The sequence below is a fragment of the Dyadobacter sp. HNCC25DJ187 genome (assembly GCF_056895255.1).
Map to the genome: position 1 here is coordinate 187,787 of NZ_JBXHAT010000001.1, position 17,367 is coordinate 205,153.

Annotated in this window: 9 protein-coding genes; 5 read left to right on the plus strand and 4 right to left on the minus strand. The window is 43.6% G+C overall.

Annotation, left to right across the window (positions count from 1 at the left end; translation table 11 throughout):
- Positions 1-112 precede the first annotated feature (112 nt).
- From AC1XUE_RS00760 to AC1XUE_RS00780, 5 genes are all read left to right on the plus strand, one after another.
- Entirely contained in the window at positions 113-3,913 is a 3,801-nt protein-coding gene (locus AC1XUE_RS00760; RefSeq protein ID WP_483354014.1) for an ATP-binding protein, read from the plus strand.
- A 99-nt stretch (positions 3,914-4,012) separates the two neighbouring features.
- The gene (locus AC1XUE_RS00765; protein ID WP_483354015.1) at positions 4,013-4,360 is read left to right on the plus strand and encodes a tetratricopeptide repeat protein; all 348 of its coding nucleotides are present in this window, start codon (positions 4,013-4,015) and stop codon (positions 4,358-4,360) included.
- Positions 4,360-4,875: a hypothetical protein gene (locus tag AC1XUE_RS00770; RefSeq protein ID WP_483354016.1), complete on the plus strand. Its 516-nt coding sequence runs from the start codon at positions 4,360-4,362 to the stop codon at positions 4,873-4,875. The genes AC1XUE_RS00765 and AC1XUE_RS00770 overlap by 1 nt, the downstream gene beginning before the upstream one ends.
- A gap of 87 nt (positions 4,876-4,962) precedes the next feature.
- Positions 4,963-6,228: a DUF2264 domain-containing protein gene (locus AC1XUE_RS00775; RefSeq protein WP_483354017.1), complete on the plus strand. Its 1,266-nt coding sequence runs from the start codon at positions 4,963-4,965 to the stop codon at positions 6,226-6,228.
- 304 nt (positions 6,229-6,532) lie between these two features.
- A complete protein-coding gene (locus AC1XUE_RS00780; RefSeq protein WP_483355986.1) occupies positions 6,533-9,358 on the plus strand; it encodes a PVC-type heme-binding CxxCH protein in 2,826 nt (941 codons plus the stop codon).
- A 75-nt stretch (positions 9,359-9,433) separates the two neighbouring features.
- Here AC1XUE_RS00780 and AC1XUE_RS00785 read toward each other — a convergent pair whose 3' ends face one another.
- The 4 genes from AC1XUE_RS00785 to AC1XUE_RS00800 all read right to left on the minus strand — a co-directional run bounded on the left by AC1XUE_RS00785 (position 9,434) and on the right by AC1XUE_RS00800 (position 16,835).
- Complete coding sequence (locus tag AC1XUE_RS00785; protein ID WP_483354018.1) at positions 9,434-11,875, minus strand: TonB-dependent receptor; 2,442 nt, start codon at positions 11,873-11,875, stop codon at positions 9,434-9,436.
- A gap of 65 nt (positions 11,876-11,940) precedes the next feature.
- Positions 11,941-13,185, minus strand: a complete 1,245-nt coding sequence (locus AC1XUE_RS00790) for a PepSY-associated TM helix domain-containing protein (protein ID WP_483354019.1) — start codon at positions 13,183-13,185, stop codon at positions 11,941-11,943.
- Complete coding sequence (locus AC1XUE_RS00795) at positions 13,182-14,402, minus strand: hypothetical protein (RefSeq protein ID WP_483354020.1); 1,221 nt, start codon at positions 14,400-14,402, stop codon at positions 13,182-13,184. Before AC1XUE_RS00795 ends, AC1XUE_RS00790 begins: the two co-directional genes overlap by 4 nt.
- 15 nt (positions 14,403-14,417) lie before the next feature.
- Positions 14,418-16,835, minus strand: coding sequence for a TonB-dependent receptor (locus AC1XUE_RS00800; protein ID WP_483354021.1), 2,418 nt, complete (start codon positions 16,833-16,835; stop codon positions 14,418-14,420).
- Positions 16,836-17,367 lie beyond the last annotated feature (532 nt).

A 17,367-nucleotide genomic window follows, 5' to 3' on the forward strand; every position in this document is an offset into this window, starting at 1 on the left:
CGATATCTGACATATGGATTTGTAAGATGCAAGGGTAGGCTATTAACAAAAAATAGTCTTGCCACCCGGATAGGCCGTGAATATAGCACTCACCTGTTATCTTTACATATATATGGAAATTTCAATACTACCACGGAAAGTCTCGATGCAGCGTACTGAAAACGAAGAACAATTTTTATCAGGTGGAGGGCAAATGGGCGCTCTAATACGATCCATGGACTGGTCTGCAACGGCGCTTGGACCTGTGAGCGAATGGCCTCAGAGTTTACGCACCAGCGTTAGCCTTTGTCTTTCTTCTACTTTTCCAATATTAATAGCCTGGGGGCCAGAGTTGATTCAGATCTACAATGACAGTTACCGACCTATTTGTGGAGCAAAACATCCTGAATCCATGGGTCAGAATTTTAAGATATGCTGGGAAACAGCATTGCCAGTGGTGGGAGATGCATTTGATCGTGGTTTAGGAGGCGAAGGAACTTACATCAAAGATCAGCAGATGTTGCTGGACAGATATGGCTATATAGAAGAGGCTTTCATGACATTTTCGTTTGCCCCGATCAGAGATGAGTCTGGAAATGTAGGAGGCATTTTTCACCCTATCACAGAAACTACGGATCAGGTTTTAAGTGCCAGAAGAACACAGGTGCTCAGGGATGTGGCAATTCGTACGGCAGATGCAAGATCAAATGAAGAAATCTGTAATGTTATCGCCCAGGTTCCCGGCGATTTCGTATATGATGTGCCGTTTATACAGGTGTATGAGTTGGATCATCACTCAGATGGGGCTGATATAAAGGTATCAGCAGGGCTGTCTGGCGGGGATATGTCATTCAGTACTTATGAACTCGGACACACGGACGTCTGGCCTATTGAGCTCACAAATCTCACATCGCGTTTTCCTGAAACGAAGAGTGGTCCCTTTGAACTATCACCTCATACAGCGCTGGTCTATCCGATTACCATTGCAGGCCAGGAAAATCCTTATGGTTACGTCGTTGCCGGTGTGAGTTCGGGCCGTTCCCTCGACCAGGAATACCAGAATTTTTTCGCTCTGTTTGCTAATACAATTTCTACCGCTTTTTCAAATGTAGATGCCTATCAGCAACAGCAAAAACGTGCTCAGCAACTTGCAGAAATTGATCGTGCCAAAACTGCATTTTTCAGCAATGTAAGCCATGAGTTTCGTACGCCGCTGACACTGATTCTCGGACCTTTGCAGCAAGCGATAGATCATCCCGAGATAGGGCTGACACGTGAAGATTATGAACCCATATACCGTAATGCGCAACGGCTTTTGAAATTGGTAAATAACTTACTGGATTTCAGTAGGATGGAGGCTGGCAGGGTAAAGGCGTCTTTTGAGCTGATCAACCTTGGAGAATTGACTGAAGATCTTGCTTCTAATTTCAGATCCGTTATTGAAAGCGCAGGAATGGAGTTGGTGATCCATACTGAGCGGATAGAGAAACCCGTGTATGTAGACACCGATATGTGGGAAAAAATTGTATTAAATCTGTTATCCAATGCATTTAAGTATACCCTGAACGGAAGTATACAGGTATTGATATACGGGTCAGGTGATCAGGCAATTTTACGTGTGACGGATACCGGGGTGGGTATTCCTGCAAATGAGCTTCCACACATGTTTGAGCGTTTCCACAGGGTCGAAAATGCATTAGGACGTACCCACGAAGGAACTGGCATCGGACTGTCACTCGTGTCAGAACTGGTAAACCTGCATCATGGACAGATCAGCGTTGAAAGCGTTTTTGGTGAAGGAAGTAGCTTTACGGTAAAACTGCCAACCGGTAAGGCGCATCTTTCCGACGACCAGATCACCCAGAGTAAAGCCAATAAGCCGAATACTTTGGAACGGCAGACTTTTCTTCGTGAGGCAATGAGCTTGCTGGATACTGAAGCAAGTGACATGGATCAATCGTCGTTCCCGGAGCCGGAGTTTGAAGCAAAGGAGTTTACAGTGCAAAAAGAAGTAAACATTCTGGTTGTAGACGACAACGCGGACATGCGCAGCTACATTGGCAGATTGCTATCACCATATTTTACAGTTGACTTTGCTGTAAATGGCATAGATGCATTAGAAAAAATAGGGATAAATCGTCCGGATCTGATGATTAGTGATGTGATGATGCCTGTCATGGACGGAAAACAGTTGCTGATAGAACTACGGCAACGGCCGGGTACCAGAGTTCCGGTGATTCTGCTTTCGGCCAGAGCCGGAGAAGAGGCACGGATAGAAGGACTTAGCTGGGGCGCAGACGATTATCTGGTCAAACCGTTTGTGGCTCGTGAACTGATATCCAAAGTGAGTTCTGTAATACGTATCAATAGTATAACTCAGAAAACAGAGGCAGAACTAAGAAACTTTTTCCTGCGTGCGCCGGTAGCAATCGGGGTTTTTCGCGGGCCGGATCTCATTATTGAACTTGCCAATAACATGATGCTGAGGTACTGGGGTAAAACCAGTGGGCAGGTTCTGGGTACTACCTTTGCAGGCGCTTTTGAGCAGATTCCCTCGGATGGATTTGAGAAAGTGGCAAAAGAAGTTTTTAATTCAGGTGAACAAAAGGTACTTCATGAATGGCCGCTTCCTATTGTAAGACATGGAAAGCAGTCTACGCTATATGTAAATATGGTTTTCGAACCTCTTTATGATGTAACAGGAGTGATCACCGGCGTCATGGTTGTGGCAAACGATGTAACAGAACTGATTACCGCTTTGGAATTGGCTCGTGAAAGCGAACAGCGTTTCAAGCTCTTGGCTAACAGTACGCCACAACTCGTATGGAGAATTGACAAGACGGGAGGCAAAAATTTTTATAATGATTACATATTAAAATATTCCGGACTCACTGAGCAGGAGCTGCAAGAAAATGGTATGATGGTCATGGTACACCCCGACGAACGGGAAAACAACCTGATCCACTGGCAAAAATCTCTGGCAACCGGAGAAGATTTTATTTATGAGCATCGCTACAGAAGGCATGATGGCATTTATAGATGGCACCTGAGCAGGGGTGTGGCCCAGCGTGGTACGAGCGGCGAAATTGAAAACTGGCTTGGTGCCAGTACCGATATCCATGACCAGAAAATGCTGGAGGAAACGCTGGAAAGGCACGTATCACAGCGGACTGCTGAGCTGAAAAAAACCAATGACCAGTTATTAAATAGCAATAGAGAACTGGAGCAGTTTGCACATGTAACCAGTCATGATCTACAGGAGCCTCTGAGGAAAATACAGGTTTTCTCGGAACTCGCCGGACAGAATATTTCAAACAGTGATAGCGTAGCACGCGACTATTTGAAAAGAATAGGAAATTCGTCTGAGCGAATGTCGCATTTGATTCGGGACCTGCTTAGCTTCGCCAGAGTTTCCAACTCAGAGGTAAACTTTGAATCGACCAACCTGAATGTAATACTACAACAAGTGATGGAAGATTTTGAGTTTACGATCCAACAAAAGGAAGCTGTTATACATGTCGGTAATCTTCCTGTTATTGAAGCGGTTCCTTTACAGATGAATCAGCTCTTTTACAATTTATTGAGTAATGCCCTGAAATTCTCACCGGACAAAGGCCGTATCGATATTATCTCAGAAAATCTAAATGGCTCTGATTTATCCGATTTCCCGGATTTACAGCCCGAGAATCAATACGTACGTATCACATTCCGAGATTATGGAATTGGATTTGATCAGCGGTTTGCCGATAGGATATTCACCATCTTTCAGCGACTCCACACAGCTCAAAACTTCGAAGGAACAGGTATTGGACTTTCGATTTGCAAAAGAATTGTGGAGAATCATGCGGGTGTAATTATCGCCAAAGGTCAAAAGGGGCACGGGGCTGCATTTGAAGTCTATCTTCCCATTGTCCACAAGATCACTTCTGTTTAAATACATTGAAAAATACTAAGTTGTTCTTGGTATCATTTTTCCAAAATTGGATTTGTATGTCCTTCGACGGGCAAATCCAACTCAAAATAGCTCCTGAATATGCTGGAATTGCTGGCCGTTATTACATTCTGCGGTTATATTTATTATCTGCGCAATTATGCCGATCTGAGAAGTAAATCGGAGAAAGAAGAGGTAGAATTTGCTACAGGCATCTTACAGTATCGTAACGGAGAATTTGAGCAAGCATTTACATATTTTAATCACGCTGTATCCCGGAAACCAAACTCTTGTATTGCACTCCTGTACCGCGGGCTTTGCTACAAATCTAAGGGACAACTCTTTCAGGCAGAATCGGACATCAGATCTGCACTCAGTGTAGACCAAGACGTATGGCTTGCTCATTTAGAACTAGGCAAATTGCAAGCGGTAATTACGAGGATGCTTTAATGTCTGCAGATAAAGCTGTTATCAAGGCAGAGGAAACGAGCGATGAGCCATATCATTTTCGTGCCTTGATTTGTAAGAAGCTTGATCAACATGACTCTGCCAGCAGAGATGAGCAAAGGGCAAAACAAATCCTTTCATTGGTAAAAACCGGCAGCGTAATGAAAAGCAGTGGTCCGTTTCTTGATAAGAAACTGATGGTAAGCATGATTTTAGTTTTGTTTACCAGCGCATTGGTCATCCTGGTTATTAAAAATGCGGAGAGTGTGCATTTACCCTACATGATTGCCGTGGTTTGTGCTATTGCTCTTGGGTTTGCTGAACCACGTAAGGGCTGGATTCTGGCTACACTGCAGGCTGTACTGGTTTTTTCGGGTTACTTTCTATTTACATCTCAACCGCAAACAACCGGGCAAATTGAGATAGAGAACTTTAGATTGTATGGTTCTTTGATCCTTACATTTGTTGCGGGCTTTGTGGGTGGATTTATGAAAAGAGCACTCACGATGAGTCAGTAATACTTGTATGAATTTCCTTTTTCTGTTTAATTTGACCTTCTGCCAGTTATATCATTTTGTGTGAACCGGACAGATCAACCTACATCTATGAAACATTTGAATACCAAAATTATACTATTTGCATTCGTTTCCTTTTTTACCTTAAATCTGAATCAGCTGTCTTTTGCACAAAAGAAAAAGGTTGAACATAAGAAGTTAGCAGTCATCACTGACCGAGCGCTCTGGCTGGCTGAAATGGATAAAATGTGTCGCCCTGTCATGGCGTCGCTTGCGAAAGACAGTTTGCGTATTGTAATGCCTCAGGTCACCTCGATCAGGGTTGATAACAAAGCGCAGCGGATACAGGTGCAATATCTGGAAGTACTTGGAAGGGTGCTAAGCGGCATTGCGCCATGGTTACAATTGGAGGGCGGATCTAAGGAAGAGGTGGCCCTGAGAAATCAATATAGAAAATGGGCTTTGGATGGATTAGCTAATGCATTGGATTCCACCAAAAATGATTACATGCGTTTTGATCTGGGCGGTCAGCAATTGGTGGACGCATCTTTTTTAGCTGCAGCGTTTGTCAGAGCGCCATGGCTATGGCAAAATTTACGATCAATAGACCAGCAGCGTATGGTAGAAGCGCTGACAAGTACACGACGATACAAACCTGTTTTTTCCAACTGGTTGCTTTTTTCTGCCATGACCGAAACTTTTTTTAGTAAATACGGGTATGACTGGGATCCGATGCGGGTAGATTATGCTCTGCAACAGCTCGAACAATGGTATGTTGGTGATGGCATGTATATGGATGGAACATCCTATGCTTACGACTACTATAACAGCTTTGTCATCCATCCTTATCTTACAGACATTGCGGATGTAATCGGACAAAAGACAAATGCCTATAACAGCATGTTTGGCAAAATCAGAAAGCGCAATGAAAGGTATGCCGTTATTCAGGAGCGTTTGATCAACAGTGATGGCACCTTCCCGGCAACCGGCCGATCCATTATCTACCGTGGTGCTGCCTTTCATCACTTGGCTAATATGGCACTGAAACGCAGACTACCTGATGACCTTAAAGCAGCGCAGGTACGTGGAGCGCTAACTGCCGTGATCCGCAAAACCCTGGAAAGTCCGACCACCTATGATAAGGGTTGGCTTACGTTAGGCCTATATGGCTCACAGCCGGATTTGGCAGATGTATACAATAACCAAGGAAGTCCCTATCTGGCGACGAGTATTTTTCTGCCCTTAGGCCTGCCGGAAACAGATCCTTTCTGGGCGGATCCGGCTGAAAAATGGAGCTCACAGAAAATATGGAGCGGAGAAGACTTCCATAATGATCACGGAGCATCTTTGAGGTAGGAAATCCTGCAGTTAGTAAAAAAGTTATTGGCGCTCCGACAAAAAATAATGACCAGCATATCCAAATGAGCAGGAAGCTGAATGCCAAAGCGGTGCATACAATGGCTATGGCTTTCTTGTGTTTTAATAATTTTGCTTTGGGAGATGGTTGTTGGATAAGATATACTAAGGAGAAAGAGATCAAAAGTAAGGTAAGTAATTAGAATGAAATATTTGGTTTTTTTATAGATTTACATCGAATATTTCTATTAAAGTTGATCTTCTTATGCCCTTTCGACCAAGCTTCCAATTTCTATTCATTGCTATGGCTTGCCTGGCATGGGAAACAACTTTTGCCCAAAAGAGTAGAGCAGCCAATACAGATACTGCCCGTTTTGACCGGGATTATGCGCTGGAAGCTACCATGCTGGGTTTCTTTGCGCGAGATGGTGCGCGTAATCCGGTACTGAAAGCCAATAAGGGAGATCGCGTCCGCATCACAATCACCAATGGGGAGCTAATGACGCATGATATTGCTCTGGAGAAATTGGGTATCAAAAGTAATGTTATCCTTGAGAAAGGAACAAGCACCAGCATTGTATTTAAAGCTGAGCAAAGTGATACCTATTACTGTTCTGTACCAGGACATCGCATTGCAGGCATGGTAGGCAGTTTTGAAGTAGTGGATGGTGTGATTTCAGAATTCAAATCTGCCGGATACCTTCCTGTCCAGAATGGGAGACGACTTGATCTGGACCTGGAACAAGGTAATTTCTCCGATTGGACTGCTACTGGTGAAGCTTTCAAAAATCCTGTATATTCTTCCGAACCCTCTCCTGTACACGAGAAGGAAATGCATATCGGTTTCCAGGGGAAGCATTTTTTGAGCAGTGGAGGCACAGCCAATGCTAAACTTACCGGACAAATCGAATCATCACCGTTTACAGTCACTCATCCGTTTGCCGCTTTTCAGGTATCTGGTGGAGCCCTGCAGGATACGCGGGTAGAAATCGTGCAGTCAGCCAACCAACAGGTACTATTTCATATCACAGGGCAGGGAAGAGCTACTTTACAACCCGTTGTGGTGGACTTGACGAGTTATAAGGGACAGCAGATCTTTATCAGAATTATTGATAACGAAACAGGAATATCTCAAATTCCCTATATACCACATGATAAGTGGGCACATATTAACTTTGATGATTTTCGATTTTATGACACCCGACCGGAATTTCCCAATGAATTAAAGCAAAAGGATATCATTGTATTACCCCCTCTGGATCTCGTTCTGAATGCCGGCCTCTCGGGAAAAGATGCGGCCAAAACGATGACGCCTCCCCAGGGTTTCAAAGTAACATTAGCAGCTGCAGAGCCCGATATTGTACGCCCAATCAGCTTTACGATAGATTCGAGGGGCAGATTGTGGGTGGTGGAAGGACATACCTATCCTGTGCCGGCACCAGAGGGACAGGGAAGGGATCGCATCTTAATATTTGAAGATACCAATGGCGATGGTACACTGGATAGCAGAAAAGTTTTTGCAGAAGGACTCAACCTCGTAAGCGGGATAGAGGTAGGTATGGGAGGTGTCTGGCTGGGAGCAGCACCATATCTGCTTTTTATACCTATTGATGAAAAAAATGGTAAACCAGCTGGCCCGGTTCAGAAACTTCTCGACGGATGGGGAACCCAGGATACGCATGAAGTGCTCAATAACCTCAGGTGGGGACCTGATGGCTGGCTGTATGGAACGCATGGCATTTTTACCCATTCTAATGTTGGAAAACCGGGTGCAGCGGATAAGGACAGGATCAAAATCAATGCTGGAGTATGGCGTTATCATCCTACTAAACATATATTTGAAGTGTTTGCTGAGGGAAGCAGCAATCCATGGGGTATCGATTTCAATGATTACGGTCATCCGTTCATTACGGTTTGTGTGATTCCACATATGTATCATGTCATACAAGGAGCGCGCTACCAGCGTCAGGCCGGCAATCATTTCAATCCTTATACTTTTGATGACATCAAAACCATAGCTGACCATGTACACTGGGTGGGAGAGCGGGGACCACATGCGGGTAATTTCAGGTCAGCTTCTGCCGGTGGTGGCCATGCGCATGCAGGGGCGATGATATACCTGGGTGGCAACAGCTGGCCCGAGGCATATCGAAACCAGATTTTTATGAATAACATCAATGGGGCCAGGCTTAATATTGACCAATTGACAAGAAAAGGGTCGGGTTATATAGCCACTCACCAGCCCGATTTTCTTGCGATGAACGACAGCTGGTCACAGTGGCTGAATATGAAATATGATCCTTCCGGCTCGGTTTACGCGATTGACTGGTACGATAAAAACCAGTGCCACAGCCCCAATCCGGATGTACATGATAAAACCATGGGCCGGATTTTTAAAATTACTCATGACAATGACAAGTGGGTGAAAGTGGATTTGTCCAAAGCGACGGACAAAGAATTGGTTGCATATCAGCTTCATGCCAATGAATGGTATGTAAGGCAGGCGCGCACAATACTACAACAACGCGGAGCCAACAAGAAAGTACATAAAGCGATTTGGGAAATACTGAATAACAATCCGGACGTAACCCGCAAACTTCGTGCGTTATGGACACTCCATGTTACAGGTGGGATTAGTGATAAAGAATTAGAAGCATTACTAAAAGATAAGGATGAATATATCCGAAGCTGGGCTGTTCAGCTGATCGTAGAGGATAAAATTGTTTCAGTAAATGCACTTAAAAAGTTTGCTGAAATGGCAAAGAATGAAGAATCTGCCCTGGTGAGACTGTATCTGGTTGCTTCCATGCAGCGTATCGACATCGCATCTCGCTGGGAAGTAATGGAGGCACTGGCTTCCAAAGTGGAGGATAAGGATGATCATAATCTTCCATTAATGGTTTGGTACGGACTTGAACCCCTGGCGGCACTGGATGCCAGCCGTACACTTGCTATTGCTGAGAAATCCGTATTTCCTAAAATGTTGCCTTATGCTATTCAGAGAATAGGTGAGATTGGCTCAGTAGATTCTAAAAAGGCATTAAAAGAACTGAATGAGAAATTAGTAAAAAGCGGCTCTCATAACCAGCATGAAAGTATTATGCTGATTGGTAAATATCTGGAGAAATAGTGTGGAGAAGAGATATAGGAAAAGGACGTGAAAGATTGCTTTGCACGTCCTTTTGTCTTCCTGCTGAGGATTTGGTTATCCTCCGGATTTTACATTCTTCTGGTCGTCATTACTTATTTTTCTTGATTGCGTTCCTTTAATCAAACCTCCGAATTCCCAGTTCAGAGACAGTCTCACTGAGCGCATCATGTAGCGATTGTTGAGCGTCGAATTGAAATCTGAAGCCCGTACCACATCTGTTCGTGAAATGTATTGACCGAACGGACTTACTGTTGTCAGCGTAACAGTCAGCTTTTTAGAGGGAATTTCCTTTTTTGCAGAGAAACTGTAGTACAACCAGGACGACTCATATCCTTGTAGAGTCACGCTCTTGGCATCGTAATCACCATATACCTGAACGCTGAAGTTTTTCGGAAGTTTCCAGCTGCTATTCAGGTTAATTCCACAGGCAATACCATCATTACTGATATTTAAAGCACCACTTTGGAATTTGGCATATCTCACATTGGCATTGCTATTGAACTTCCATCCGGGTAAAATAGGGAAGGAGGTTGAAAAGTTAAGCCCATGCTGCGCATTGGATGCGAGATTTTGCTTCGAAGTTGTGGCAACACCATTATCTCCTATTGAAACCACACTTTCTATTGAATTATTGGTCTTGCGGGTAAACAGGGAGAAGTTCAGGAAAACATCATTATCAGTCTGCAATGCATACGTAAATTCTGTCTGATTAACTTCCTCAGGTCTGAGGCGTGGATTACCGACAGTGATATTATTCTGATCCTGGCTATTTGCATTCGGATTCAAATCCCATAGCGATGGTCTTGATATTCTTTTGGTATAACTCAACGTAAGGTTGTTGTTTGCATTGAGTTTTCGGAATAGTGTTGCGCTTGGTACAAAATTCCAGAATTCATTATTGAAAGAAGTATTCTGTATGCGTTGTTTGCCTTCCAGAAAGGTGCCTTCCATTCTTGCTCCTGCATGTAAAGCCCAACCGTTTTTCCATTTGAGTTTGAGTTGCCCATAAGCAGCAACCACATACTGCCTGTAGTCGAACTGATCCGATCGTGAACCAATCGGAACCAATACATCCGGATTGCTGTCGCTGCTCTCCTGTACATTGTAGTTCGTTCCACCATTTCTAAGTATTGCTTTCAATCCCGTTTCAAGGGCATGTTGTCCCGATTTGTCCAGCGGTAAAATGTAATCGGTCTGGAAAGTCCATTCATTATTATTGGTACGGTTGTCATTCGTTTCTCTGTAAAGAAGAATTCTCTCCAGTCCTGTTTGAGAGGAAATATAATTGAAATCATCGGTTGAGCGGTTGTGCTGTGCCATCAGGTAAAGTTCTTCTCCCGGTTTTTTGAATTTGCGGGTATACCCGAGGTTCAAATCGAACCCTTTACTAGGAGCCTGGGTGGTAGCCGATTGCTGATATTCTTCGAGTAACGCGTCATCTGCAGAGAATCGGCGGTTACGTTGTGTACTGTTGTCAGGCCATCTGCCCAACCAGCCATTCACAGAAAAATTGAAGAGGTTTAGAGAGTCGGGGGTATATTCAATCTGTACATCACCCGAGCTGTGCGGATTGGTATTGTCTTTTGTGATTTCCTGGTAAAGGCGTCCTGTTGGGCGGCCATTTTCAAGTGTAGTGCGGTCAAGTTCGGTTAATTCTTTGTTACGGAAACGGTGCAAGTGCAAAGTGGAATTGATATTCCATTTATCCCGGTTAACAGAAAGTCTTGGATTAATTGCCTGCTCCAGATTTCCTCCGACTACTTCAATAGTGCCGCTCATACTCTGTTGCCCTTTTTTAGTAATAATGTTGATCACCCCGGCAGCACCTTCAGCATCGTAACGGGCAGAGGGGCTTGTGATTACTTCCACCGACTTGATAGATCCGGCCGGCATCATATTCAATGCATCTCCCGGGCTTCTTGCCATCTGACCGGAATACTTGCCATTAATAAGTATCCTGAGATTGGAATTACCCCGCATGGATACATTGCCAGCCGCATCCACATTAAGGATAGGAGCCTTGCGCAGTACGTCTGCAGCAGTACCACCATTGTTGCTGATGTCTTTTTCAGCATTATAAATAAGCATACCGGGTTGCTGTTCCACAAGCTGTTTGCTACCAGTTACGGTAACAGTCTGCAACTGATTGATCTGAGCATTGAGCAATACATTTCCGAAATCGTATACTGGTTTCTGGCTGCTGACTTTGAAAGGTAGATTTTTCTGCCCGTAACCTACAAATGAAAGGTTAATGAAATAGCTTCCTTCGGAAATGTCTGACGATTTGAAATTACCATTTTCATCAGAGTAGGTGAGTGCTATCACTTTTTGTTCAGCATCAAGAATACTGATGGTGGCAAACTCAATCGTCTTTTTTGTGGATGAGTCGGAGACGTTACCTTTCACAAGATAAGGCGTTTTGGATGCCTGTCCAACCAGAATATGACTGCACAACAGCAGTGAGAAAACAGTATAAATTCGGTAGTATTTGTTCATATGTTTTGTTAGTGATGCCAGCGTTTAAACCATGCACAAACGTAGACGATGAAGGCAACGTAAGACTATCTGGCTGCTAATCGCGGATCGACGGTAGCAGTCCCTGTCTTACTGGTTCTGACCTTTTTGGATTTATCCTTTTTTCGTCTTCCCCACCAAATGTAGAATCCTGTGATAGGTAAGCTGGCACAGACCAGACTTGCAAGGAAATAGAGGATTTTACTTGTTGTTCCCAGAATGAGACCGGTGTGGATTCCATAGTTCGCACGCATAATCCAGTCGGCAGCCTTCTCTTCGCTTAAAGGCGTCTGGGTACCTTTGGTTGGCAGCATGGTTTGTAAGTCAAAATAGATATAGCGCCATGAACCGTAAATCATATCTGTACAGGTGTACAAGGGTTCACTTGCATCTTTCGGATAACCAATAATGACTTCTTCCTTATTGTAGATAGCATACTCCTTACGGACCTTGTTCCATATCTGGTCGGTCTTTTGCATCAACAAAGCCTCTTTCATCGTGATAACTGGTTTTTCTTCCTTTGGCTCATTCCGGCGTTCCTTGCGAGGCTTGTTCACTCCGCCACTAAGCCAGTATACACTTTTACGCGCCCATTGAAAGCTCATCACAAGACCAGAAATGGCAATAATCAACGCCAGAAGCAAGCTGTAAAAACCCAATACATTATGCAAGTCATAGTTAACCCTTTTAAAACTGGCCTTCCACTTGATCTTGAAACTTTTATTGATATTTGCTTTGCTCCATTTCTTTGGAAACCAAAGTATGAGCCCGCTTAGGGTTAAAATAAAGAAAATGAACGTACCCCAGCCCACAATCGGGTCGCCGTATTTGGGAGGAAGCCACAGGTGACGATGTCCCTCATCTATTTCGTGGAAGAAATCTTCATGATCCTTAAAGGCGAGCATTTCGGCCGTATAGGGATTTACATAAAGAATAGAATCTGATTTGAGATTAACTTTTACGGATTTATCAAGACCGTAATACCAGATGCTTTGTATTTCTTTGTCCGGAACGTAAGCCTTAACTGCCTTAAATATCTCTGAGGGAGGTAATTGTTCTTCACTGGTACGCGCCTCTACAGATCGCCACGGATAGATAATATCAGATATTTCCTGTTGAAACACCAGCAAACATCCTGTCACGCTGAGAATTATCACAACTATGCCGGAAAATAATCCGAGCCACAGGTGTATCCATGCATTTATTTTAGTAAACATAATTTTGCTCAGGTACAACATCGGCAGCTCCACACCAACTTTGGTAAGTGGCGCTGCCGACTGAAAAAAAATCAATTCAGTTTGAACAGAGTAGGTGTGTTGTCACTACCTCCTTCAATTTTCAACCCTTTGGTGAAAGTATCTTTTTCACTATTGTATTCCCAAACGTAAATGGCATCTGCATTAGGGTCATTAACCGCGATGTAGGCACTTCCTTCATGGATTACTGCCGAACGTGAATTGAGTACATAAGGAAGATCAAGTTTTTTAACTACCTGTTGCGTATTCACATCTACAACCAGATATTCCCACATAGAAGCATACCACCAGTCGTTCCATTCTTTTACGTTTGTTTCTGCATCATGTGCACTGATGAGAAGTGCTTTGCCATTACCCAGGTAACCTACTCCCAGCTGCTTGTCTCCGTTGCGTTTGGCTGAAACATCGAAAAAATAACCGGGATCGATTTCGTAGCTGCCGTCCTTCACGCGATAAAAACCTGTTGGCATGGCCGGCTTATTGGCGCCCAGTGCGATAGGGTGTGTCAATACGTAAGTGTTTCCACCTTCGCTGAACTGGCTGAAGTACCCGTTACGCAGTGCACCAATAGGCGCCGAGCGACCATCTTTACTTGTAACAGTAAGGTTAGTAAGTGTTGGGAAATCCATCACCGCCATGTAAGAAGAGTCGTAGTGAACCTTAGTCACTTCATTATACAAACCATATCCGATCAGCAGCTTGTTGCCTTTTGGAATGGCAGAGAAAATTCTCCTGCTATGGTCAGCCGGAATACCTGTTTTTTCAAACTCTCCCGTTTTTACAATCGTCATTGTAGATGTATTTACGATCGCATACAAGTTAGAGCTTCTTGGTCCGAACATCACCTGGTTGTCGTCCAACCATACGTGCCATCCAAGATATGGACTCGGAAAAGCTGTAAATACAATTTCAGATACTGTAGATAATACATCATTTTCAAAACGGTATTTGCCGAATTTTCCTGCGTTAGGGTCCAAATGATAGAAGTCACGCCCTTTCTGAATAATATTTTCTTCCCAGGTAAATATGCTCGTTACATCTGTCCCTTTACCTACGGCCGAAATGCTACCCTCTGTCAAAGACGATGCGTTAAGCATGTATGAGTTGCCATTATCTGCGGTAAAAATTACTGCATATTCTCCAGGAGTTGATGGTGTCACCGTTTCGTTTCCATCCTTGTCGTTACAGGAGAATAAGAACAGTGACGAGCATACGCTCAGGATCGAAACCCATTGTTTAAGTGAATTGTACATATATTTAGAAATTGATTAATAATTAAAAAGATTGTAAGAAGAGAGCACATACCGCAGTTTCAAAAAGAAAGAGCGACCTGGCTTCTGTAGTTTGAAGTTGTCATAGGCAATCTGATCAGTGAGATTGCGGCTTTCAAGAGTAATATTGTATCTGCCAGACTTCAGCGAGTAAGTAATGCCTACATTCTGAATGAATTGCAATGGTATGTAATCCTTAGTCGATTTGTTTCCCAGTTTCGACCAGCTGAGTGAGTAGCTGTTGATGAACTGGGTAAACCAGTTGAACTGTAAACGCGTACCTTTTCCAAACAGATCGCTTTTCCCTATGTTGAAATCAGTGCTACCGTAGAGCCACGGCTGATTTGGAATACGGCTCAGGTAGGTGATCTTTTCGCGGTTGGTTCCCCGTACGTAGCGTTCCCGGTCTACGGCGTTCATGTAACTCATGTTCACAGAAAAGCTGAGTAGGCGAAAGTACTCATATCTCAAATCTGCTTCGAACCCGTTGATTTTGATTCCTCCTGCATTGTAGTACATGGAAAAATCTCCACTTGCGGAGCTTAATGCAGGCATGGAATAGATGTAGTTTTTGGTGTTACGGTAAAAAGCTGACGCTTCGGCAAAGAAAGTATGACTGTTTACGCGTTTGGTGAAAAACACGCCAAGGTTGTAGTTGTTGCTATTTTCTGGTTGAAGATTGGCGTTTCCGATCACCTCTTCCGCGTTTCCGTACAGTTCGATCAGTCCTGGCAATCGAAGCGCATATTCATAGGAAGCTTTAATACCCGTTCCTTCTGTCAGTTTGAATCGGGAAGCCCCGCCATATCCCCAATAGCTGGAGTGCTCTTTGGATACGGAACTATCGGCACCGATTACCTTACCTGAAAAGCCGAAATGTTTGACAAAGAAGCTATTAGATAGCCTTGAATCAAAGAAATCCTGTTGGTAGGTAAATCCCAGAATCTTTTTGTTCAGGCGGTTTGACCGGTCATAGGAGTGATTGTAAGGATCGATCTCATTGTAACTTTCCCTGAATGAAGCATTGTAGTTATAGTTCAGGTTGAACATGTGGTTGGGTGTCAGCGCATAGTTCAGGTTGAGCTGGGCAAGTGCATTTCCTCCCGTAAGATGCGTGATAGACTTGTTTACGTTTAATTCTCCGCTGGTTTGATTTACACGATCAGGAATTCCATTCCATTGATACCACGTTCTTGAACTTGTATCCGTAACTACCGATTTGTCATTCGAAATATTAGCAAAAGCCCTTAATGCAAGTCCTTTAACAAATAAATTGTCTTTGCGGTAACGCAGGGAGGGAACAATATTGTGGCTTTTATTAGTCATTTCACCAATTACTTTGTCCTGGGTAGCACCGGTCTGGCGTTCCTTATACGTGTTGGTATGTGTCAAACCCAGAACAAATACATCCGCCCATTTTTTGTTGGATATCCCCACTTCAATTTGTCCCATGTAGGATTCAAAACCATCGTGAAAACGTCGGAGACGATCTTTTACAACGAATTTACCATCTTCAATTACCTGTAATTTTACATTCGCCTCAGGATTATTCCGCATCCAGTAGTTGTTGTCAGAAAAATTGTAGTAAGAGCTGATGTTGACCGTAATTCCGGATTTAGGAGCGGTGTAACTTCCTGAAAGGGCCGCACGGTGGGTGTTAAACGAACCGATGGAATAGCTTGCGTCCAGCTTGTTGTTACCTTTGCCTTTGGTAACTATATTGACAGCACCACCCAGTGCATCCGACCCCAGGTAAGCTGGAACAACACCTTTATACACTTCTATTCTTTCGGCAAGATTGACGGGTATGTTATTCAACGACAAACCTCCTCCGAATGACTCCATGGGTATTCCATCGATAAAAAACTTAATATGGTTTCCGGAGAGGCCGTTCAATGAAAACCGAAAGTCGGAACCCAAACCACCACTTTCCTGTATCCTGACACCACTCATACGGTTAAGCACCTGGTTGATATCGGAAGATGTATTCGCAAATACCTTCGTATCAAGTGCATTGACGTTGTAGGCGCCCTCCTTAAGTGCTCTGCTTTCTGTTTTCCCAACAACGCGAACTTCATTCAGATGCTGTGAGTTTTCTTCCATCACGATCAGCACTTCCTGATTTTGTCCGCTTTTCAGCGTCACATCCCGTTGTTGATTCTTATATCCTACTGCCGAAAACAAAAGTTGATAGGTTCCGGATTGAAGACCATTGATACGAAACTTACCGTCAGCGTCGGTATGTTCGCCCCGTGATGAATTTTTGATCTGAACCGCAACACCGGGAATTCCTTCTCCCGATATTCCTTTGATAATTCCGTGAACGTAGATCTGAGCCATACTCTGCCATGAGCACAGCAGCATGATAGAGGTAATAGTAAACCTGGTATAATTGCTGCGTAATGTTAAATTCATAAAGTTTTTTATTACTTACTCTATGGAAGTAGCGCAGACACTTTTATCCCGAAGGTCGTGAGAGAAAAATATTGGTAATTTTAGATGGGATTTTTACTTGTGAGATTTACATCGATTTTAAGTTATTGATAAATAGTTTGTTATGGAATAGAGGAGAGTTGTGTTCATTGCGAAAAATTGGATAAAGTAAACGTAAGCAAGGCTGGTTTAATAAGTTTGAATGGATTTGAATTCCAAAGTGCTCTGAATACCCTTATTGAATGTCACCCTAAGCAGAGGGGGCATCCGTGCGATTGAGAGAATTGATGATTCCCTGATCCACAATGATTTCTGTGACTAAAAGCTTAGCTTACATCAGGCTTACACGATTGTTGCTGGGTACAAGGCGCAGAGCGCCGTAATATTCGTAGCAAATTCAGTACATCGATGTTTCCGAGTGCAGCCCACCGTGATAAAATGTGTTGTCCTGATTGAATATTCATATATGATTGGACTTCCACCGCGCCGCATCCGCCAGCTGAGCCTGACAGAT